This is a genomic window from Marinovum sp. PR37 (assembly GCF_028807375.1).
Taxonomy (GTDB): Bacteria; Pseudomonadota; Alphaproteobacteria; order Rhodobacterales; family Rhodobacteraceae; genus Marinovum; species Marinovum algicola.
Genome location: NZ_JARAML010000004.1, coordinates 117,317 through 139,225, shown reverse-complemented (window position 1 = coordinate 139,225; position 21,909 = coordinate 117,317). Strand labels below are relative to the sequence as shown.

15 protein-coding genes and 1 pseudogene are annotated in these 21,909 nt (G+C 66.6%); 8 read left to right on the top strand and 8 right to left on the bottom strand.

From position 1 onward, the window contains the following. Positions 1–12: 12 nt before the first annotated feature. Together PVW49_RS05200 and gabT are read right to left on the bottom strand one after the other, a co-directional pair. On the bottom strand, positions 13–1,332 hold the full coding sequence (locus PVW49_RS05200; RefSeq protein WP_274590058.1) for an aspartate aminotransferase family protein: 1,320 nt from the start codon (positions 1,330–1,332) through the stop codon (positions 13–15). 128 nt (positions 1,333–1,460) lie between these two features. Next, positions 1,461–2,903, bottom strand: a complete 1,443-nt coding sequence (gene gabT / locus PVW49_RS05195; protein ID WP_274590057.1) for a 4-aminobutyrate--2-oxoglutarate transaminase — start codon at positions 2,901–2,903, stop codon at positions 1,461–1,463. A 228-nt stretch (positions 2,904–3,131) separates the two neighbouring features. Between gabT and PVW49_RS05190 the strand changes: the two genes are divergently transcribed. From PVW49_RS05190 to PVW49_RS05165, 6 genes and pseudogenes are all read left to right on the top strand, one after another. Continuing rightward, positions 3,132–3,701, top strand: coding sequence for a cupin domain-containing protein (locus PVW49_RS05190; protein ID WP_048530730.1), 570 nt, complete (start codon positions 3,132–3,134; stop codon positions 3,699–3,701). A gap of 410 nt (positions 3,702–4,111) precedes the next feature. Continuing rightward, entirely contained in the window at positions 4,112–5,080 is a 969-nt protein-coding gene (locus PVW49_RS05185; protein ID WP_074835257.1) for a carbon-nitrogen hydrolase family protein, read from the top strand. Positions 5,081–5,147: 67 nt separating this feature from the next. After that, positions 5,148–7,901 (top strand): aminotransferase class I/II-fold pyridoxal phosphate-dependent enzyme, encoded by a 2,754-nt coding sequence (locus tag PVW49_RS05180; protein WP_048530733.1) that lies wholly within the window; start codon positions 5,148–5,150, stop codon positions 7,899–7,901. Positions 7,902–7,917: 16 nt separating this feature from the next. Further along, positions 7,918–9,372, top strand: a pseudogene (locus PVW49_RS05175) (biotin carboxylase); the annotation flags it as partial. A gap of 17 nt (positions 9,373–9,389) precedes the next feature. Then, positions 9,390–10,367: a C45 family autoproteolytic acyltransferase/hydolase gene (locus PVW49_RS05170; protein WP_048530735.1), complete on the top strand. Its 978-nt coding sequence runs from the start codon at positions 9,390–9,392 to the stop codon at positions 10,365–10,367. A gap of 149 nt (positions 10,368–10,516) precedes the next feature. After that, on the top strand, positions 10,517–12,073 hold the full coding sequence (locus PVW49_RS05165) for a trimethylamine methyltransferase family protein (RefSeq protein ID WP_274590056.1): 1,557 nt from the start codon (positions 10,517–10,519) through the stop codon (positions 12,071–12,073). Positions 12,074–12,203: 130 nt separating this feature from the next. Here PVW49_RS05165 and PVW49_RS05160 read toward each other — a convergent pair whose 3' ends face one another. Genes PVW49_RS05160 through PVW49_RS05145 form a run of 4 tightly spaced genes read right to left on the bottom strand, consistent with a single transcriptional unit; the run spans position 12,204 to position 16,676 of the window. Then, positions 12,204–13,544: an NAD(P)/FAD-dependent oxidoreductase gene (locus tag PVW49_RS05160; protein WP_274590055.1), complete on the bottom strand. Its 1,341-nt coding sequence runs from the start codon at positions 13,542–13,544 to the stop codon at positions 12,204–12,206. Then, a complete protein-coding gene (locus tag PVW49_RS05155) occupies positions 13,541–15,037 on the bottom strand; it encodes an aldehyde dehydrogenase (protein ID WP_274590054.1) in 1,497 nt (498 codons plus the stop codon). The genes PVW49_RS05160 and PVW49_RS05155 overlap by 4 nt, the downstream gene beginning before the upstream one ends. A gap of 3 nt (positions 15,038–15,040) precedes the next feature. After that, entirely contained in the window at positions 15,041–15,958 is a 918-nt protein-coding gene (locus PVW49_RS05150; RefSeq protein WP_074835248.1) for a dihydrodipicolinate synthase family protein, read from the bottom strand. 7 nt (positions 15,959–15,965) lie between these two features. Further along, on the bottom strand, positions 15,966–16,676 hold the full coding sequence (locus PVW49_RS05145) for a GntR family transcriptional regulator (RefSeq protein WP_274590053.1): 711 nt from the start codon (positions 16,674–16,676) through the stop codon (positions 15,966–15,968). A 116-nt stretch (positions 16,677–16,792) separates the two neighbouring features. Between PVW49_RS05145 and PVW49_RS05140 the strand changes: the two genes are divergently transcribed. Together PVW49_RS05140 and PVW49_RS05135 are read left to right on the top strand one after the other, a co-directional pair. Further along, entirely contained in the window at positions 16,793–17,740 is a 948-nt protein-coding gene (locus PVW49_RS05140) for a GlxA family transcriptional regulator (RefSeq protein ID WP_074835247.1), read from the top strand. Positions 17,741–17,922: 182 nt separating this feature from the next. Next, positions 17,923–19,872: an HWE histidine kinase domain-containing protein gene (locus PVW49_RS05135; RefSeq protein ID WP_048530746.1), complete on the top strand. Its 1,950-nt coding sequence runs from the start codon at positions 17,923–17,925 to the stop codon at positions 19,870–19,872. 1 nt (position 19,873) lies between these two features. Here the strand turns inward: PVW49_RS05135 and PVW49_RS05130 are convergent, their stop codons facing one another. Beyond that, positions 19,874–20,704, bottom strand: a complete 831-nt coding sequence (locus PVW49_RS05130; protein ID WP_274590052.1) for a hypothetical protein — start codon at positions 20,702–20,704, stop codon at positions 19,874–19,876. After that, positions 20,701–21,906 (bottom strand): amidase family protein, encoded by a 1,206-nt coding sequence (locus PVW49_RS05125; RefSeq protein ID WP_274590051.1) that lies wholly within the window; start codon positions 21,904–21,906, stop codon positions 20,701–20,703. The genes PVW49_RS05130 and PVW49_RS05125 overlap by 4 nt, the downstream gene beginning before the upstream one ends. Positions 21,907–21,909 lie beyond the last annotated feature (3 nt).

Genomic DNA, 21,909 nt, shown 5'->3' with positions numbered 1-21,909 from the left:
GGCAATGAGACATCAGATAGAAGCCTCGATGGCGCGGTCCAGTTTATCGACCAATTCATCGAGCTGGGCCTCTTCGATGATGAAGGGCGGCGCCAGCAGCACATGGTCGCCGCGCCGGCCGTCGAGCGTGCCGGACATCGGGTAACAGATCAGCCCCTCGGCAAAGGCCGCCTTCTTGATCCTGGCCGCCAGCCCGCGCGCCGGATCGAAGGGTTCCTTGCTGTCGCGGTCCTCGACCAGCTCGATGGCGCGGAACAGCCCGCGGCCGCGGATGTCGCCGACATGCGGGTGCTGGCCGAAACGGTCGGTGAGCTTGGCATGCAGTTTCTCGCCCATCTCCTGCACCCGGGGCAGCAGCCCGCGGTCGAGGATCGCCGAGACCACCGCCTTGCCGGCCGCCGCCGCCGCCGGGTGGCCCATGTAGGTATGACCATGCTGAAAGAAGCCCGAGCCCTGGGCGATGGTGTCATAGATCTCGGCGGTGCAGAGCATGGCGCCGATCGGCTGATAGCCCGCGCCAAGCCCCTTGGCGACGCAGAGGATATCGGGGCGCACGCCATCCTGTTCACAGGCAAAGAGCGTGCCGGTCCGGCCCATGCCGCACATCACCTCGTCAAGGATCAGCAGCACGCCATGGCGGTCGCAGATTTCGCGGATGCGCTGGAAATAGCCCGGCGCGGGGGCCAGCGCGCCGGCGGTGGCGCCCACCACCGGTTCGGCCATGAAACCCATGACATTCTCCGGCCCGAGACGCTGGATTTCCGTTTCCAGCGCATCGGCAGCGCGGCGGCCGTACTCCTCGGGGCTCTCGCCCTCGTGGCGCAGCCGGTATTCGTAGCAGGGGTCGATATGGCTCACGTCGAGCAGCAGCGGCCCGAATTGCGCCCGGCGCCATTCATTGCCGCCGGCGCTGAGCGCGCCGATGGTATTGCCGTGATAGCTCTGCTTGCGGGCGATCAGCTTGCCGCGCTGCGGCTCGCCCTTTTCGACCCAATATTGCCGTGCCAGCTTGATCGCGGCTTCCGTCGCCTCGGAGCCGCCAGAGACCAGATAGACCCGGTCGATGCCTTCGGGCGCGTTTGCGATCAGCAGATCGGCCAGCTCCTCGGCCGATTCCGAGGTGAAAAATCCGGTGTGGGCAAAGGCCAGCCTGTCGAGCTGGGCCTTGACCGCCTCGACCACTTCGGTATCGCCATGACCCAGGCAGGAGACCGCTGCGCCGCCCGAGCCATCGAGATAGCGCTTTCCGTCTGCGTCGATCAGATAACACCCCTCGCCGCCAACGGCGGTGGGAAGCTTGGCTTTGCTGTGGCGGGGAAAGACATGGTTCATCGGCGGAGCTCCTGATGTGGCAACCGGGTCGGTCCGGCGCAGGGGGCGGACCCGCTCCCCGGGGTAAACCTGAAATCAGGGGCAAGCAAGGCTGGCGACGGGAAAATCCGCCGCCAGCCGGAGTTGGCTTATTCCGCCGCCAGCGCGTGCTGTTCGGCGATGGCCTCGGCCAGCGCGGCTTCGAAGATCACCATGGCTTCCTCGAGGATCGCATCCGATGCGGTCAGCGGCACCATGATGCGCAGGGCGTTGCCATGCATGCCGCAGGCCAGCAGGATCAGACCCTTGTCCAGCGCCTTGGCGATCACCGCCTTGGTCAGCGCGGCGTCGGGCGCGGCGGTGTCGAAATCGGTGACGAATTCCACCGCGATCATTGCGCCAAGGCCGCGAATGTCCCACATCCGGTAGGGCGCGACCCGGGCGCCGATCTCGGCAAAGCGGGCCTTGAACATTTCGCCCAGAGCGGTCGAGCGGGCGAGCAATCCCTCGCTTTCGATCGCCTCGATCGCCGCCAGCGCCGCGGCGCAGGCGACCGGGTTGCCGCCATAGGTGCCGCCAAGGCCGCCGGGGGCCATCGCATCCATCACCTCGGCCCGGCCGATCACGCCGGCCACGGGATAACCGCCGGCCATGGATTTGGCACAGGTGATCAGATCGGGCGCAACGCCGGAATGCTCGATGGCAAACCAAGTGCCGGTGCGGCCGAAACCGGCCTGGATCTCGTCAGAGATCAGCAGGATGCCATGTCGGTCGCAGATCGCGCGCAGGGCCTGGAACATCTCGGCCGGGACCGGGTGATAGCCGCCTTCGCCGAGCACCGGTTCGAGGATGATCGCCGCCACGCGGTCAGGCTGGGCATCGGTGAGAAACAGCATCTCGAGCGCCTTGAGGCTGTCCTCGACGGTCACGCCCTGACGCGCATCGGGGAAGGGCGCGCGGAAGATGTCGGAGGGGAAGGGGCCGACGTCTTTCTTGTAGGGGCTGATCTTGCCGGTCATGCCCAGCGTCAGCAGGGTGCGGCCGTGGTAAGAGCCGTTGAAGGCAATGACGCCGGGGCGGCCGGTATGGGCGCGGGCGATCTTGACGGCGTTCTCGACCGCCTCGGCGCCGGTGGTGACCAGCAGCGTCTTCTTGGCGAAATCACCCGGCGCCAGTTCGTTCAGCTTTTCGGCCAGCGCGACGTAAGGCTCATAGGGCACGACCTGGAACGACGTGTGGGTATAGAGGTCTTCCTGCGCCTTGGCGGCCTCGATGACCTTGGGGTGACGGTGCCCGGTGTTCAGCACGGCAATGCCGCCGGCGAAATCGATGTAGCGCTTGCCCTCGACATCCCAGAGCTCGGTATTCTCGGCACGGGCGGCAAAGACCGGCGCGGCAGAGGCGACACCGCGCGGCACCGCGGCCTCGCGACGGGCCAGAAGCGCGGCGTTGCTGCCGGTCTGCGCAACAACGGGCGTGCTGACCGGCTTGGCGGCAGATTTGGCTGCGGGTTTGGCCGCGGGCTTGCGTGCGGCGGTTTTCTTGTCCTTGTTCGCGGCCCGGCTGGCGCGCGGTTTGGTGCTGGCAGTCATGGGTCCGACCCTCCCGGTGAATGATCAATAAATTAGTACGGTGTGATCAATATTTTTGTCAATCCTGACCATCAGGCTCATCCGATGAATTTTGTAACCCTTTGGAAATTCCCATGTAAATATAGGTGAAATGCGTGTGACCGGCGGGTTTTGGCCACGAATACCGGTTGACCCCGCGCAAAATCGGCGCTTACAATTTCAAACACGCACTCAAAATAAGGCGATGCTTTGGATATCGGCGGAAGACTCAGGGCGGCGCGGGAGGCGCGCGGCATGTCGCAGCGGGAACTGGCGGCGCGCGCCGGCATGACCAATGGCGCGGTCTCGATGATCGAGCAGAACAAGACCAGCCCCTCGGTCTCGTCGCTGAAAAGCCTGCTCGACGCGGTGCAGACCCCGCTGTCGGAATTCTTTTCCGAGGTCGAGGACGCCGGTACGCCCAAGTACTTCTATACCGCCGACGAATTCATCGAGCTGTCGCCGCAGGACATGGGTTTGGGCAAGGGCGCCTCGCGGGTCTCGCTGCGCCAGTTGGGCAATGCCTCGTCGCACAGTCTTCAGGTGCTGCACGAAACCTATCCCCCCGGCGCCGACACCGGCGAAAAGATGCTCAGCCATCAGGCCGAAGAGGCCGGGGTGGTGATTGCCGGGATCATCGAGATCACGGTCGGCGATCAGGTGCGCGTGCTCAACCGGGGCGACGGTTATCTGTTCGACAGCCGGCTGCCGCACAAGTTCCGCAACATCGGCGATCAGGATTGCGTCATCATCAGCGCCTGCACGCCGCCGACGTTCTGAGAATGCCCCGGAATTGCGCGCACCGCATCATAAGGAGGCAGGCTCGATTTGCGAGAGTTGAATGTGTCTGCGCCAAAGCTATGCTGATTCAACAAGAAAACCGGATTGCCCCGGGGGGAAAGCCCCTGAAACATGCGGCGCCGGGCCGGGCTGGGGGACCGAAATGACCAAGTCTCGCAAGATGAACGCCGGGATGCCAGCGCGCCCGGCACCGGGCTCCGCGCCGCCCCGACCGGCCCTGAACGATCTTGCCTTGCAGTTTGCAGGAAGGCTGACAAGGTGACGGGCCAGACCACAAGACCAGCAGCGGCCGCGAGCCGGGCAGAGACCCGCCGCCACCGCCGCTCAGGGGGGAGACAGAACAACCCGGCGCAGGACATGCCCGCGCCGTGCAAGGAGAAAGAAAGCAGATGACCCCTTTCGCAATCGCCGGCGTACAGATGCATGTCGCGGCGCTGCATTCCAACGTCGAGGGCATGAAAGAGCGGCTCGACGTTCTGATGGCGCGGTTTCCCTGGACCCAGATGGTGGTGTTCTCGGAGCTGGCGGCTTTTGGCCCGCTGCATCAATACGCCTTGCCGTTCCCGAATGACACGCTTCGGATGTTTCAGGACGAGGCGCGCCGCCACAAGATCTGGCTGATCCCGGGCTCGATGTTCGAAAAGGCCGAGGACGGGCGAATTTACAACACTTCGGTGGTGATCAACCCCGATGGCGAGATCATCCGCACCTATCGCAAGATGTTCCCGTTCAAGCCCTATGAGGCCGATATCTCGTCGGGGACCGATTTCTGCGTCTTCGACGTGCCGGGGGTGGGCCGCTTCGGCCTGTCGATCTGCTACGACATCTGGTTCCCGGAAACCACGCGGCAACTTACCAGCCAGGGGGTCGAAGTGCTGTTGCACCCCGTGCTGACCGGCACCACCGACCGCGACGCCGAGATCGCCATCGCGCGGGCCACCGCGGCGCAGTTCCAGTGCTACGTGATCGACGTCAACGGCCTGGGTGCCGGCGGTGTCGGCAAGTCGCTGGTGGTCGATCCGACCGCCACGGTGCTGCACCAGTCTGCCGGGCAAGAGGACATGTTCCCGATCGAGATCGATCTCGACATGGTGCGCCGCCAGCGCGAGACCGGGCTGAAGGGACTGGGCCAGGTGCTCAAGAGCTTCCGCGACCGCGAGGCGGATTTTTCGGTCTATGACCGCAGCAGCGGCACCGACGCCTATCTGACGACGCTGGGGCCGCTGGCCATTCCGCAACAGGGGTCACAGGCCGGGGTGAACACGGCCGATCCGCGCAGCGCGCTGGGGCGCGAGCCGCAGGACTACAAACCAGAGGACAACCTGCCGATCTTCAAGAGGGTGTCCGGCACCGGCTGACCGGGGCCTCCGAGGGGATGGCAGAACAACACGCAGCGCCGCAAAAGGCGCCAACAGGGAGAACGGAATGAACGTACCTGCAAGTGAAAAGGGTCTGCCATCGATCGGAGATTATTACAGTGCCACGCAGCTGCGGGCCGACCGTTGGAGCGCGCTGCGCGAATGCGTGGAGTCTCTGCGGCTCAAGGGCGTCGACGGCCGCTCCGGGCAGCGGCTGGTGCAGACCGCGGAAAAGCTGTTCCAGTCGCTCGCGCCGATCGAGAGCTACTGGGCCTTTCCCGGCCACGCGGCCTTTGAACACCTGCGCCGCCTGCTCGAGACGCGCAATATCGACGATCTGTCGATCTCGGTGCGGCGGGTGGCGCGGGCGCTGACCTCGGGCGCCTATCGCCGCCGACACATTCCGCTGGGCGCCGACGAGATCGACAGCGAGGATTACGAAGACGAAAGCGCGATCTCGCCCGAGGCGCGGGCGCTGGGGCGACCCTATTTCGAGGTGATGATCGTCGACAGCGTCAACGAACATCAGGAGCGGTTCCTGCGCAACGCGTTGCACCGCGCCCGCCGGCCCGAGGATCCGTTCCATTACGAGCCGGTGGTGGTGCCCTCGGTCGAGGACGCGCTGATCGGCATCCTGTTCAACCACAATGTCCAGGCCGTGGTGGTCCGCCCCGGGCTCGTGCTCAAGTCGCACAACGAACTGCCGCTGCTGAAGAAATACCTCGACACGCTGGGCACCGAAGGCGAGGTCGAGCATATCACGCCCAGCGAATACGGGCCGGAGGCCTGCCGGCTGATCGCGCGGATGCGGCCCGAACTCGATGCCTATCTGGTGACCGACCGGTCGGCCGAAGAGATAGCCGGCCTCGATCTGGGCCGCTGCCGGCGGGTGTTCTACAACCAGGAAGATTTCATGGAGCTGCACCTCAACATCCTTCGGGGTGTCGGGGCCCGCTTCAAGACGCCGTTCTTTACCGCGCTCAAGGAATATTCCCGCCAGCCCACCGGCGTGTTTCACGCCATGCCGATCAGCCGGGGCAAATCGATCACCCGGTCGCACTGGATCCAGGACATGGGGGCCTTTTACGGTCCCAACATCTTTCTCGCCGAGACCTCGGCCACTTCGGGCGGGCTCGACAGCCTGCTGGAACCGCGCGGCCCGATCAAGGAAGCGCAGGACATGGCGGCACGGGCCTTCGGCTCGAAACAGACGTTCTTTGCCACCAATGGCACCTCGACCTGCAACAAGATCGTGGTGCAGGCGCTGTGCAAGCCCGGCGACATCGTGCTGGTCGACCGCGACTGCCACAAGTCGCACCACTACGGAATGGTGCTGGCCGGCGCGCATGTGGTCTACATGGACAGCTATCCGCTGCATCAATACTCGATGTACGGCGCCGTGCCGCTGCGCGAGATCAAGCATCAGTTGCTAAAACTCAAGGCGGCGGGCAAGCTCGACAAGGTGCGCATGGTGCTGCTCACCAACTGCACCTTCGACGGCATCGTCTACAACGTGCAGCGGGTGATGGAGGAATGTCTCGCCATCAAGAGGGATCTAATCTTTCTTTGGGACGAGGCCTGGTTCGCCTTTGCCCGTTTCAACCCGACCTACCGCCAGCGCACCGCGATGGACGTGGCCAACACCCTGCGCGAATGCCTGCGCACGCCGGAAACGGCGGAGGCCTGGGAAAAGCAGCAGAAAGAGCTGGAGGGCGCGGATGACGAGACCATCCTGAACACGAGGCTGGTGCCGCCGCCGGATGCCCGGGTGCGGGCCTATGGCACCCAGTCGACGCACAAGACGCTGACGTCGCTGCGGCAGGGGTCGATGATCCATGTCAACGATCAGGACTTCAAGGGCGAGGTGGAGCAGGCCTTCCACGAGGCCTATATGACCCATACCTCGACCTCGCCGAACTATCAGATCATCGCCTCGCTCGACGTCGGCCGCAGGCAGGTCGAGCTCGAGGGGTTCGAGTTCACCCAGCGGCAGGTCGAAAGCGCCATGTCGATCCGGCGGGCGATTGCCACCCACCCGCTGTTGCTGAAGTATTTCAAGGTGATCACCGCCGGCGACATGATCCCCGAGGAATACCGCGAAAGCGGCGTGTCCAGCTACTACGAGACCGATCAGGGCTGGACCGACATTGCCAATTCCTGGACCACCGACGAATTCGTGCTCGATCCGACGCGGGTGACGCTGGCGGTGGGCGGCACCGGCTGGGACGGCGATACCTTCAAGACCAAGATCCTGATGGACAAATACGGCATCCAGATCAACAAGACCTCGCGCAACACCGTGCTGTTCATGACCAATATCGGCACCACGCGCAGCTCGGTCGCCTATCTGATCGAGGTGCTGGTGGAGATCGCCAAGGAGCTGGACGAGCTGCTCGACGACGCCTCCAAGATGGAAAAGCGCTCGTTCGAGAACCGGGTCTCGGCGCTGGTCGAACATGTGCCGCCGCTGCCGGATTTCAGCCATTTCCATCCGGCGTTCCGCTATGGCGACGACACCCCCGAGGGCGACATCCGCGCCGCCTTTTTCCTCGCCTACGACGAGGAGAAATGCGACTACATCCCGCTGGACGACAAGTTGCAGACCCGGCTCGAGGATGGCGAGGAGCTGGTCTCGACCTCCTTCATCATCCCCTATCCGCCGGGCTTTCCGATCCTGGTGCCGGGGCAGGTGATCAGCCCGGAAATCCTCAGCTTCATGCGGGCGCTCGACGTCAGCGAGATCCATGGCTTCCGCGCCGATCTGGGGCTTCGGGTGTTCACCAAGGAGGCGCTGAAAGGCTTTTCCTGTAGAGAGCCATGAGCACGAAGAGGAGCGATCGATGGCCAGAAAGACCCTGCGCAACATCTCCGAGATCCGGCGCCACTTTCACACCAATTCCGATCCGGTCTATTTCGTCTCGGCGACGAATTTCAACCTGCTCGGGCTCGACGAATGGGTGCGGAATTTCAAGTACATCTGCTACATGGATTGCTTTGACGGGCGGCACCCGAACGTTCTGGTGCCCTCCGACATGCCGCATGACGAGTTCCAGTCGATCGAGGACATCAACAACTATCTGCTGCAACACAAGGAGGTGGTGGATTACGTCAAGGCGCGCGGCGGCAAGCCGAAGTTTGCCTTTCTGATGTTCGACGAGACCACCGAGCGGCTGGTCAGGGAGCTGGGCGGCGAGCTGTGGTTCCCCAAGGCCAAGCTGCGCAGCGCGATGGACAACAAGATCGAGACCGTGCGCATCGGCAACAAGGCGGGGGTGCCCTCGGTGCCCAACACGCTGGCCGAGGTGGAAAGCTACGCCCAGCTGCGCGAGATCTGCGCGGCGGCCGGGCTGGGCGATGATCTGGTGCTGCAATCGGCCTATGGCGACAGCGGGCATACCACCTTCTTCATCGCCTCCGAGGCCGATTTTCGCCGCCATGAACATGAGATCGTCGGCCAGGGCGAGATCAAGATCATGAAACGGATCGATTGTCGTGGCTCGGCCATCGAGGCCTGCGCCACGGCCGAGGGCACCATCGTCGGCCCGCTGATGACCGAATTGGTCGGGTTCAAAGACCTTACGCCCTATCGCGGCGGCTGGTGTGGCAACGAGATCTTTGCCACCGCCTTTCCCCCGAAGACCCGACAGAAGGCGCGCGAGCTGACCTATCGGTTTGGCGAACAGCTTCGACAAGAGGGCTATCGCGGCTATTTCGAGCTGGACTTCCTGATCGACCGCAAGACCGGCGACATCTGGCTGGGCGAGCTCAACCCGCGCATCACCGGCGCCAGTTCGATGACAAATCACGCCGCCTTTGCCCATGCGGATGCGCCGCTCTTTCTGTTTCACCTGCTGGAGTTCTCGAAGAAGCCCTTCGAGATCGATGTCGAAGAGCTCAATGCTCGCTGGTCCGATCCCGAAATGATCGACAGTTGGTCGCAGATGGTCATCAAGCACACCGATGACAGCGTCGACATCATCACCGAGGCGCCGCAATCGGGCATCTACCGGATGCGCGCCGATGGCACTGTGGAATTTGCCCGTTTCGACTATCACCGCCGCGCGGTCGAGAGCGAGGACGAGGCGTTTTTCCTGCGCATCCTCAAGCCCGGCGATTACCGGTACGAGGGCGCCGACCTGGGCATTCTGGTGACGCGGGGTCGCTCGATGACCAAGGGCTTCGCGCTGACCGAGCGGTCGAAACAATGGATCGCCGGGATCAAGGCGGCCTATCGCGCGCGGCCCTTGCCGGCGGCGCAGGTGCTGGGCGATCCGGCGTTCAAGATGCTGTAGGGCCGGCGCGTGTGACCATGCTTTTCCGCGCCATCGCCGAAGACAGGCCCGGGCCGAAATGGGCCGGGCTGTTCGCGCAGTACTGGCCGGCCTATCACCAATGGTGGGCGCGCGAGGGGCTGACGGCACGGCCGACCTATCTGGAATGCCGCAAGGCGATCCGCAAGCACATGCCGGAGATCGCGCAGCTCTGGGAGGAGCTTTGCGATCTGGCCGGCGGCGGCGATGCGGCGGCGCGGTTTCTGAGCTTCTACGGCCCGCCGCCCTATCTCTCGGCCTGTTCGCAGGCGATCTGGCAGGGCGACGCGCCGCTCTTGGTGCGCAATTACGATTACGCGCCGCTGGCCTTCGATGCGGTGGTGCTCAAGACCGGCTGGCAGGGCCGGGGGGTGATCGGCATGTCCGACGGGCTGTTCGGGTTGGTCGATGGCATCAACGATGCCGGTCTTGCGGTCTCGCTCACCTTTGGCGGGCGGCGCAACACCGGGCGCGGCTTCGGCGTGCCGCTGATCCTGCGCTATGTGCTCCAGACCTGCACCAGCACCGAAGAGGCCGGCGCCGCGCTGGCGCGAATTCCCTGCCACATGAGTTACAATGTCACCGTGCTCGATGCCGGGCGGCAGTTCCTGACCGCCTATCTCGCGCCCGACCGCAAACCGGTGTTGAGCCATGCGGCGGTGGCCACCAACCATCAGGAGCGGGTCGAATGGTCGTCGCATGCGCGGTTTACCGCCACCGTCGAGCGCGAGCGTTTTCTGCTGCAACAGCTCACCCTGCATCCGACCACCGATGACCGGTTTGTCGCGGCCTTCCTGCGGCCGCCGCTCTATTCCACCGCGTTCACCGCCGGTTTCGGCACGCTTTATACCGCCGCCTATCGCCCGCGCGAGGGCCGGCTGGAACTGCACTGGCCGCACCGGCGCTGGGTCAAGAGCTTTGACCATTTCGCGGAGGACAGTGTGCAGGTGGTGATCCCGGCGGGCGGCGGGCTCTAGACGGGCCGGGGCGCGGCAGGGCAGGCGGCGTTCCTGTCATACGCTGTGCCGCTGCCGCACAGGCCATGTCGTTTCCTGCAACGATAATTCGCAATCATCCCCATCCGATGCGCCGGTCTGCGCCAGTCTTCCTGCAAAGGAGATCTGCCATGACCGCCACCACTGCCAAGCCCCGGATGCGGGCCGGGGGCCGCGCCGCCCGCCGCAGCCTGCGCAGCACCCGCGATGTCACCATGCTGCCCGGACTGACCAACCGGTTGCCGCTCTGCGAGGTGATGGAGGGCGCCCAGGTCGCGCAGATCGACGCCGCGTCGATGGATATCCTCGAAAACGTCGGCGTGGTGTTCCGCGATTCTGTGGCGCTGGCCGACTGGCGCCGGGCGGGGGCCAAGGTAGTGGGCGAGCGGGTCTATCTCGACCGGGGGCTGGTGCGCGGGCTGATCGCCTCGATCCCGTCCGAGATCACCTATCACGCCCGCAACCCGGCGAACTCCGTCGCGCTGGGCGGGCGTCAGGCGGTGTTCGTGCCGATGACCGGCGCGCCGTACCTGCGCGACCTCGACGACCGGCGCCGCAACCCGACGCTGGCCGATCTGGCGATGTTCCACAAGCTCAGCCACATGAGCCCGGCGTTGCATTCCACCGCGCATCACATCGTCGAACCCTACGACCACCCGATCAGCCAGCGCCACCTGCGGATCACCTATTCCTCGATGAAACATTCCGACAAGATGTTCATGGGCATGACCACCAGCCCCAGGAACGCCGAGGACGTGATGGAGATGTGCGCGCTGCTGTTCGGCGCGGAGTTTCATGAACACCACGCCGTCACCACCGGCAATTGCAATGGCAATTCGCCACTGGTCTGGGACGAGACCATGCTGGGCGCGATGCGCGCCTTCTGCCGCCGCAACCAGCCGGTGCTCTGTTCGCCCTTCGTGCTGGGCGGGGCCAATACGCCGGCCTCGGTGCCGGCCACGGTGGCGCAGCTCAATGCCGAGGCGCTGTCGGCGCTGGCCTATACCCAGGTGATCCGCAAGGGCTGCCCGGCGATCTATGGCCATTACCTCTCGACCGTCAGCATGAAGAGCGGCGCGCCGATGGCGGGCACGCCCGAGATCAGCTTGATGAACTTCATGATCGGCCAGATGGCGCGTTTCTACGGCGTGCCCTGGCGGACGTCGAGCGCGCTGGGCGGGGCCAAGACCTTTGACGCCCAGGCCGGCTATGAAAGCGCCACGACGCTTTCGGCGGTGCTGCATTCCGGGGCCAATTACATCTGGCATTCCGCTGGCTGGAACGAGGCGGGGATGCATTGTTCGGTGGCTAAATTCGTTGTCGATGCCGAGCAATGCGCCATGGCCTACCGCATGGCCGAAGGGCCGAAATGGAGCGATTTCGACGCCGCGCTGGCGGCGGTGGCCGATGTCGGGCCGGGCGGGCATTACCTGGGCCATCCACACACTCAGGAAAATTTCCAGACCGCTTATTTCATGCCGGAGCTCTTCGACAACAATTCGATCGAGCAATGGGTGGCGGATGGCTCCAAGGAGATCACCGCGCGGGCACTGGAACATGCGCGCAAGCTCCTGGCGGAGTACCAGGAGCCGCGTCTCGACCTGGCCAGGAACGAGGCGCTGCTGGACTACATCGCGCGCCGCGAGCGTGAGATCCCGGCGGCGGATGCGCTGAACCAGGAGTATTGAGGCGGGGCGTCCCCGGCCGAGAGGCCCCGGGGCAGGCCCGGGGCGGGGGGCGTGGCTGCGGCCCCTGCCTCCCGGCTGCGGCCCCTGCCTCCCGTCTCGGCCGCCGCGCCGGGGTCTCGCCGGCCCCTGCCTATTCCGCCCGCGCGCGCCACTCCCGGAGCCGCAGCAGCGCATTGGCGCCAAGTTGGCGCAAGGGTTGCGGCGGCAGGCGGCGTGGCGCGGCTTCGGTGGCAAAGAAATCGGTGAGCGGGCTCGGCACGCCGGCGGCCAGTTCGGCGGCGGCAATGCCGGTCAGGGTGCCGCGCGCGGTGCCAAGGCCGTTCTGCACGCAGCCCGAGACCAGCCCCGCCTCGATCTCGCGGGTCACCGAGACGCCGTTGAGGCTGAGGCAGAGCGGCCCGGCCCAGGCATGTTCCATCCGAAGGCCGGCCAGTTGCGGAAAGCGCTGGGCGAACTTGCGCCGCATGACCGCCGCCGCGCGGGCGAGATCGCGGCGGCGGGGCCGCATGTCGGGGCGCAGCGTGGCGCAGCTGCGCAGGAGCAGGCGATTGCCGCCCTGGCCGCTGTCGATCCGGCGCACCGTGGTGCCCATCGGATCGGCCGGGGTGATGCCCCAGCGTGGCGCGCCGCCAAGGCGGGCCAGGGTCTCGGCGTCCAGCTCGGGCGTCATCACGGCATAGAGAAAGAGCTGCATCAGCCGGCCGCGCGCCACGCCGAAGCTTTCGAGATGGCCGTTGACGGTGAGAATGACCCGCGCGGTGCTCACCCGGCCGCCCGGCGTCGTCACCTGCCAGCCGGTGCCCTGCCGGGTGAGGGCCCGGGCCGGGCTCGCCTCGTGGATCATCACGCCGGCCGCGCGCAGGCCCCGGGCCAATCCGCGGATATAGCCGGCCGGTTGCAGCATCACCGTGCCCGGCGAAAACAGCCCCGAGCGGTAATGCGGAGATCCGGTCAACGCCCGCATCTCCTGGGCATCGAGCCTTTCGCAGTGCTCGCCAAGCGCGGCGAGGTGGCGGGCATAGCTGTCGTTGTGGGCCTGGGCCGCGGCGCTGGCGGCGCCGTTGATCTTGCCGGCGGGGTCAAAGAAGTTGCGGTCGATGCCGTATTCCTCGACCGCCTCGGCGGCAAAGCCGATGGCCTGACGGTTGCGGGCGATCCAGGCCCGGTCATCGCCGGCACCGGCGTAATCGGTGGATTGCAGGTCATGCGGCAGATCGATCATGAAGCCCGAGTTGCGCCCTGCCGCGCCTTCGGCCAGGCGCCCGGCCTCGAGCACCAGGATCCGCGCGCCGGGCTGAAGTTGGGTCAGCCGCCGCGCCGCCGAGAGCCCTGCAAAACCGGCGCCGACCACGACAAAATCCGCCGTGGTGTCACGCTCGAGAGGCTGCACCGCAGGCGCGGCGGGCAAGAGGGCGTTCCAGGCCGCCGGGCCAAGCTGAACCGGCAGCCGGCGGGCCCGGTACCCCGTCACCCTATGGCCTCGTCCGCATCATCGGCGAGATCGATCCAGATCGTCTTGAGCTGTGTGTATTGGTCATGGGCGTGGATGCCGTTGTCGCGCCCGCCAAAGCCCGATTGCTTGTGGCCGCCAAACGGCGTGGTGATGTCGCCTTCGCCAAAGCTGTTGACCGTCACCGTGCCCGCGCGCAGCGTCCGCGCGCCGCGGATGGCGCGTTTGGCATTGGCGGTAAAGAGCGCGGCGGCAAGGCCATAGTCGGTGTCATTGGCGGTCTGGATCGCCTCGTCGAAACTGGCCACGGTGATCACCGAGAGCACCGGGCCGAAGATTTCCTCGCGCGCCAGCGCCACGTCGTTGCCCGGCACTTCGATCACCGTCGCCGCGACGCGGCCGTCGGCCGCGGTGCCGCCCAGCAGCACCGGTCCGGCCTGGTCCAGATAGCCGCGGACCTTGTCGTAATGCGCCTGCGACACCAGCGGGCCGAGCCGCACCTCGGGGTCGAGCGGGTCACCGGTGTTCCAGGCGCGCGCATGATGGGCGATGCGGTCGAGCAGGGCCTCCTTGACGTCGCGGTGCACGATGAGCCGAGAGCTGGCCGAGCAATTCTCGCCCATGTTCCAGAAGGCGCCATTGACCACATGCGCCGCCACCCGATCGAGGTTCTCGGCGTCCTCCAGCACGATCGCGGGGTTCTTGCCGCCCATCTCGAGCACGACTTCCTTGGCGTTCGAGTCCGCCGCATAAGACAGAAAGCGCTTGCCGGTGGCGGTGGAGCCGGTGAAGGACACCATGTCGATATCCATGTGCCGCCCGATCGGTTCGCCGACCTCGGGGCCGGAGCCGGGCAGCACGTTGAGCACGCCGCGCGGCAGCCCGGCCTCGGCGGCCAGTTCCGCCAGGCGCAGCGCCGTGAGCGAGGTTTCCTCGGCGGGTTTGACCACCAGCGAACAGCCGGCCGCCAGGGCCGGTGCGATCTTCCAGGCCATCATCAGCAGCGGAAAGTTCCACGGCAGCACCAGCCCGACCACGCCCACCGGCTCGCGCACCACCATGGCGATGTGATCGTCCGAGGCGGGGGCGACCTGATCATAGATCTTGTCGATCAGCTCGGCGTGCCAGGTCAGGCAGTTGATGGTTTCGGGCAGGTCGACGGTCTCGCAATCGAGGATCGTCTTGCCGCTGTCGAGGCTTTCCATCACCGCCAGCTCGCGGGCCTCGCGGGTCATCAGCCTGGCCAGCCGGATGAGCACCGCCTTGCGCTCCGACGGATGCAGCCGCGACCAGCGGCCATCCTCAAAGGCATCGCGCGCCCTGGCGACGGCAAGGTCCACGTCGGGCGCGGCGCAGGCGGCGACCTGCGCCAGCTCTTCGCCGGTGGCCGGGTTGATGCTGGCAAAGGTGCGCCCCGAAAGCGCCGGGCGAAAGCCGCCGTCGATAAAGGCCATGCAGGGCAGATCGAGACCGCGCGCGATCCCCCGGTACTCGTCTTTAGTCAGCAAGCTCATGTCTCAGCCCTCCGCCCGGATATCGGCAATCGTCCGTTTCAGCACCCGCACCACTTGGTCGAGCGCGCGTTTGTCATCCTTGTTCAGCGCCTTCAGCGGCGGGCGAACCACCGCGCAGTCGACGCCGGTCATGGTTACCCCGTGCTTGATGGTCTGGATGAATTTGCCGCCCTGTTCGAGCACCCGCATCAGCGGCATCATCGCCGACATGATGCGGCGGCCCTTGGCGAAATCGCCCTCGCGCACGCAGGCCTCGTAAAGCGCCACATGCTCGGCCGGCAGGAAGTTGGATCCGCCGCAGACCCAGAAGGGCGCGCCCCAGGCAAAGAACTCCAGCGCCTGATCGTCCATGCCGCAGCCAAGCTGGATATGCGGGTAATCGCGGGCCAGAAGATGCACGCGGTTGATATCGCCGGAGCTTTCCTTGATGCCGCAGAAATTGCGCGAGCGGCCGACCCGGTCGAGAAAGTCCTCGCCCATCATCGTGCCGGTGCGGTGCGGGTAGTTGTACAGCATGATCGGCAGGTCCGCCGCCCGGTCGATGGCCAGCGCGTTGAGCGCGTTTTCGCGGTCGGTCGGCACCGCATAGGGCGGCGAGGCCAGCAGGATGGCATCGGCGCCCATCTCACGCGCCGCATGGGCCAGCGCCAGCGACTCCGCGGTCAGCATGGCACCGGTGCCGATCACCACCGGCACCCGGCCGGCCGTCTTGTCGACGGTGAAGCGCGCGATCTCGATGCGTTCGTCCAGGGTCTGGGCATAATTCTCGCCGGTGGAGCCACCCGAGATCAGCCCGTGGACGCCCTGGCCGATCAGCCAGTCGATCACCGCTTCGAGCGCGTCCCAGCGGACCGAGAAATCGGCGGCAAACGGCGTGACGACGGGGGTGTAGATACCGTCAAAGCGGAAGCGTGGGGTCATGTCTGTCCTATCCGGTTGTCGTCCTGGGAAGCGCGCCGAGCGGCAGGTCGAGGCCGTCGGGCATCACGAAAAGCTCGATCTGGCCCCGCGACAGGTTCCAATGCGCCTCGGCCAGCTGGCCGGCGCGGTCCTCGTCGCCGGCCTCGATGGCGGCGATGATCTCGTCGTGCTGGCGGCTGGCGGCGTCGAGATTGTCGGTCATCTCGGCGGTGCGCGGGCGATAGAAGGTGGTGCCGATGCGGGCATGGTCGATCAGCAGCCGGTGGAATGACGGCAACAGATAGATGTTGCCCGCCATCTCGCCGGTGATCTCGTGAAAGCGGTTGTTGGCCAGCGCCCGGTCGATGGCGCTGCCCTGGCGCAGGGTGGCGCGAAACCGCTCCTGCGCCGTCTTCAGCGCGGCGATCTGGCCGGGCCGGGCGTTGCCGGCGGCCAGCCGCAGCACCGCGCCATAGATCATCGGCGCGGCGACAAAGAAATCGCGCAGTGTGGCAAAGGACATGTCGGTCACCCGCGCGCCGCGGTTCTCGCGCAATACGACAAAGCCCTCGCCGGCCAGCTGCCGCAGCACTTCGCGCAGCGGCGTGCGCGACAGCGCGAACTCGGCCGAGAGCCGCGCCTCGTCGATATCGTGACCGGGGGGCAGGCGGGTCGAGAGGATCTCCATGCGCAGATGCTCGTAGAGCATCGCCTTGGTGGTCTTGGTATCGGCGGCCATCGGCATCCTCGGGCTCTTGCGGAATTTCGGGCGAATCCGCCCTCTGACCAAGTTTATACACATTGTATAATGTTGTGCGACATGTAAAATGCATCATCCCAAGGAGAGCAGTCAGCATGGCCGCGCAGCATTTCGTCTTTCTTCTGGTCGAGGATCACACCCATCTGACGCTGGCCTGCGCCATCGAGCCCTTGCGCATCGCCAACCTGATTTCCGGCCGGGATCTCTATGCCTGGTCCTATGCCTCCGAAGACGGCATCTCCTCGCGCGCCTCCAATGGGTCGGTCACGCTGGTGGCGCATGGCTTTGGCGCGGTGCCACGGGCCGACCGGTTGTTCGTCATTTCCGGGCTGGGGATGACCGGGCAGATCACGCCGGCGCTGCTGGCGGCGCTGCGCCGGGCGCGATCGACCGGGGTGCGGATCGGCGCGCTCTGTTCCGGAGCCTGGGTGCTGGCGCAGGCCGGCTTTCTCGACGGCATGAAGGCGGCAATCCATTGGGAATACCACGATGCCTTTGCCGAGCGGTTCCCCGAGGTCGCCCTGGAGCGCTGTGTCTTCGTGGCCGACGAGAAACATGTCACCGCCTCGGGCGGCTCGGCCACCGCCGACCTGATGCTGCACCTGATCGAGAGGGATCACGGCTATGACCTCTCGGTCGCGGTGTCGGACATGATGGTCTATGCTGGCGCGCGCGAGGCGGGGGTGGCGCAGCGCATTTCGCTGCAATCGCGCCACGGCATGCGCAATCCGCATGTCGCCCGCGCCATCGAGATCATGCGCGGCGCGCTGGAAGAGCCGGTCTCGCCGATGCTGATCGCGCAGGATCTGGGCATTTCGGTGCGCCAACTCGAGCGGCTTTTCGGCCGCTATTTCAACACGTCGCCGGGGCGCTACTACATGGAGCTGCGGCTCGACCGGGCGCGGCACCTGCTGTTGCAGACCGAAATGTCGGTTTCCGAGATCGCGGTCGCCTGCGGCTTTCAGAGCCTCGGCCATTTCACCCGGCTCTATCGCCGCTCCTTCGGCATCTCGCCCAGCGGCCAGCGCGGGCGGATCGCCTGAGGGCGGCCGCGTGGGGCGGATCGCTGCGGGGGGTGGACGCGACCGGGAGAACTGGTCAAGAGGGGGGCTCGCCCTATCTGTAACGCGGTCTCCGGGCGCTTGACAGAATGATCCGGCGGGCAAGAGGTATGCAGCAGTGAGGGCCAGATTTGCAAGGCGAGGGCAGGAACGAATTGAACCCGATGGATTTTCTCGCCGGTGAGGGCGAGATGGCGCAGCGGATCCGCGCCTTTGACTGGGCCAGCCATCCCTTCGGGCCGCCCGCCGACTGGCCGCAATCGCTGCGCGCCGCGCTGTCGATCTGTCTCAACTCGGCCTTTCCCACGGCGATCTATTGGGGGCCGGAGCTGCGCCTGCTCTACAACGACGCCTGGGCGCCGATCCCCGGGCCGCGGCATCCGGCGGCGTTGGGCCAGCCGGCGCGCGAGGTTTGGTCGGACATCTGGCACATCATCGACCCGCAATTCGCCCAGGTGATCGAACAGGGGCAGGGGCTCTTCGCGCAGGAGCAGATGCTGCCGATGCGGCGCCATGGCATCGAGGAGGAGACCTGGTGGAATTACAGCTTCACCCCGCTGCGCGATGCGGACGGCGGAATTACCGGCGTCTTCAACTCGGGCAGCGAGATCACCGAGAACGTGATCCAGCGCCGCAATGCCGAATTCCTCGTCGCCGCCAACAATGCCTTTCGCACCGCGCCTTCGCCGGACCAGGCCTTGCGCTTTTCGCTGGCCAAACTCGGCGAGCTGCTCGGGGCCTGCCGCGTCGGCCTGCGCGAGCGGACACAGATCGAAGGCCAGGTGGCCTTTGCGATGATCCATGAATGGTGCGCCGAGGGCACGCCGCCCTCGGCGGAAATCGCCATGCCGTCGCAGGTCGGGGTGAGCCTTCAGGAAAAGATCCTGTCGGGTGAGGTGACCGCTGCGGCGCTGAGCGACGCCGATCTCGAACCGGCCAGCCGCGAGTACCTGGAGCGGGTGGGCGTGGTGCAGGGGCTGGGAGTGCCCTGGGTCGAAAACGGCGAGGTGACCTCGGTCATCGGGGTGCAATGGCACAAGGAACGCGTGATCTCGGCCTTCGATATCTCGGCCATCGAGCGGGTGCTGGAAACGACGATGGGCTGGATCGAGCGCGAGCGCGGCCGCGAACGCGAACGAGTGATGGCCAGCGAGATCGATCACCGGGCGCGCAATCTTCTGGCGGTGGTCCAGTCGGTCACCCGGATGACCACCGGCGACGACGTGGCGCAGGTCAAGGCCGATCTGGAGGGGCGTTTCGCGGCGTTGTCGCGGGTGCATGGTCTGCTGGGGCAGAAGCGCTGGGTGAATGTCACCTTTCAGGAACTGGCTGAAGAGGAACTGGCGCCCTTTGGCCCGGATGTCTTTGACCGGATCGAGATGTCCGGCCCGCAGGTGGCGCTCAGCCCGACCGAGGCGCAGGTGCTCGCCATGGTGCTGCACGAGCTGACGACAAATGCGCTCAAACACGGGTTTCTCAGCACCTCCGACGGCCGGCTCGCGCTGAGCTGGGCATTGCCCGACACCAGCCGGCTTGACGTCTGCTGGCATGAAACCGGGGTGCCCACCAACGGTCCCGCCGTCTCGGACGGACAGGAAGGCTATGGATCGGTGCTGCTGCACGAGGTGGTCAAGGGACAGCTCGGCGGCGAAATGCGGCGCGAGGTCGGGCCCGGGGGCATCCGGTTTGACCTGAGTTATCCCCGGCAGGCCGATACGCCCGGCCCGAGCCCCTCGGAAGTGTTGCGGCCGTCGCCCGAGGCGCCGGCCCCGGCGCGGTCGGTGATGATCGTCGAGGACGACGTGATCATCGCGATGGACCTGGCCGCCACGCTGGAAGAGGGCGGTTTCGCCCGCTTCGGCGAGTTCCGCGACAGCCAGAGCGCGCTGGCCCGGCTGGAAAGCGAACGGCCCGACCTCGCGATCCTCGACTGGACGCTGGCCGAGGGCACGTCGGAGCCGGTGGCGGCCTGGTTGCGGGAGAACGGCATTCCCTTTGTCGTGGTCTCCGGGCAGGAGCTTTCCGGTGCCGAGGACGATCCGCGCCGTGGCGCGCCGCTGCTGATCAAGCCGATTTCCTATACCGCCCTGTTGAGCACGCTGGACCGGCTGTAGCTCAGCCCGCCACCGGGCGCAGGAAGGTCACCCGGTCGGGCGCCATCTCGGCAATCACCACGGTGCCGTCCTCGCAGACCGCGAGCCCGTGGCCATAGGTCGAGAAGGTGCGGCAGCGCCCGGTAAGCCGGCCGGCGGCGTCATATCCCGAAAGCCGCGGCGTCTGGTCGGTGACCAGCAGCGTGCCATCCGGCATGAGCGCCAGCGCCATCGGTTTGTGCAGCCCGCCGATTTCGTCGAGGTAGCGGCCCTCGGCATCAAAGCGCTGCACCCGGTTGTTCTCGCGGTCGGCGACGCAAAGCCGGCCTTGGCCGTCAAACAGCAGGCTGTGCGGGGTGGAGAAGTCGCCGGCGCCGTGCCCGGGCTGGCCGAAGCTGGCCAGATGGGTCCGGTCGGGTGCAAAGACATGTACCGCGCTGTTGCCATAGCCATCGGCGACATAGAGCCGGCCGTCCGGCCCCTCGGCGCAGTCGCAGGGATGGTTGAACGGTCGGCCCAGCCCTGGACGCGCGTCGCAGTGCAGCTGCTCGCGCGTGTGCAGATCGGGACCGAGCAGGGCGATCTTGTGGCCGTCCATGTCGGTGGCGGCCAGGACCCCGGCCGCAGCCCCGCCCAGTGCGCGCAGCCCGTGACCGCAGACGAAATCCGACAGGTCGCGCTCGGCCAGAATGGTGCCGTCGAAAGCCAGTTCCACCAGCTCCGGAATGCGCCGCCGGAGCACCACGATCCGTCCGCCTGTGACGGCCAGGTCGGTGACCCCTTCGAGCGGCACATGCGCCACCCGGTAGCGCCGGGCACCCAGCGCCACGAAGGCCGGCGGGCGCGGGGTCACAGCCGGCCCGCGAGGGTTTCGGCCAGGGTCAGCAGCGCCGCGTCGCGGCCCCGGGCGGCGGTCAGCATCAGCCCGGCGCCGGGGGTGTCGGTCAGCGGCAGGCTGACCGAACAACCGTCGATCAGGTTGCCGAAGCTGGTGTTGCGCAGGGCCAGCAGGTTGGTCCGGTCATAGGCCGCGTCGTCCTCCAGCGCGGCCAGCCTCGGCGGCAGCAGGGCCACCGTCGGCAGCACCACGGGGGTATCGGAAAACAGCCGCTCTGCCTCGGCGATCAACGCGTCGCGCGCGGCGAGGGTGCGGGCAAAGTCGATCGCGCTTACCCCGTCGGCGCGGGCCATGCGCGAGGCGACGCGCGGGTCAAGCCGGTCGCGGGCGCTGTCGTAATGCGCGCCGTGATGGGCGCGGGATTCCACCGCCGAGAACTGCCAGACCGGCAGGGCACGGTAGCGCTCGAAGATATCGAGCGACAGGCGACGCACGGCGACGCCGGCAGCGGCGAGCGCCGTGAGCCCGGTCTCGAAGGCCGCCATGACCTCGGGCTCCACGTCGTCGAGCCCGAAATTCTGCGGCACCACCACCGCCCGCGGCATCGGCGCGGCGGGCAGCGGGGTGTCGCGCAGCACGTTCAGCACCGGGCGCAACAGGCCGATTTCGCGGGTCATCACCCCGACGCTGTCGAGCGAATGCGAAAGCGGCACCGCACCGGCGTGCGAAATGCTGCTGGCGGTGGGTTTGACGCCATAGAGCCCGCAGAAGGCGGCGGGAATGCGCGCCGAACCGCCGGTGTCGGTGCCAAGGGCGATATCGGCCACCCCGCGCGCCACGGCCGAGGCGCCGCCGGAAGTCGAGCCGCCGGCGATGCAGCCGTCGCGCAAGGGGGTCAGCGGCGTGCCGTAATGCGGGTTCAGCCCGAGACCGGAATAGGCCAGCTCGGTCATGTTGGCATGGCCGATCAGACCGGCCCCCGCCGCCCGCAGCCGGGCCACGGTGGCGGCATCCTCGGTCGCGGGCGCATCCCCGGCCCGGACCCGGGTGCCGGCCGGGGTGACCTGGCCCTGGACGTCGAACAGATCCTTGACCGCGACGGTCAGGCCCGAAAGCGGGCCGTCGCCGCTGACCGGATCGTCGAAGACGCGGGTGAAGTCGGGGGCCTTGGCGCGGGCGCGCGCGGCGTCGAGCCTCGTCTGGGGGGTATCGGTCATCAC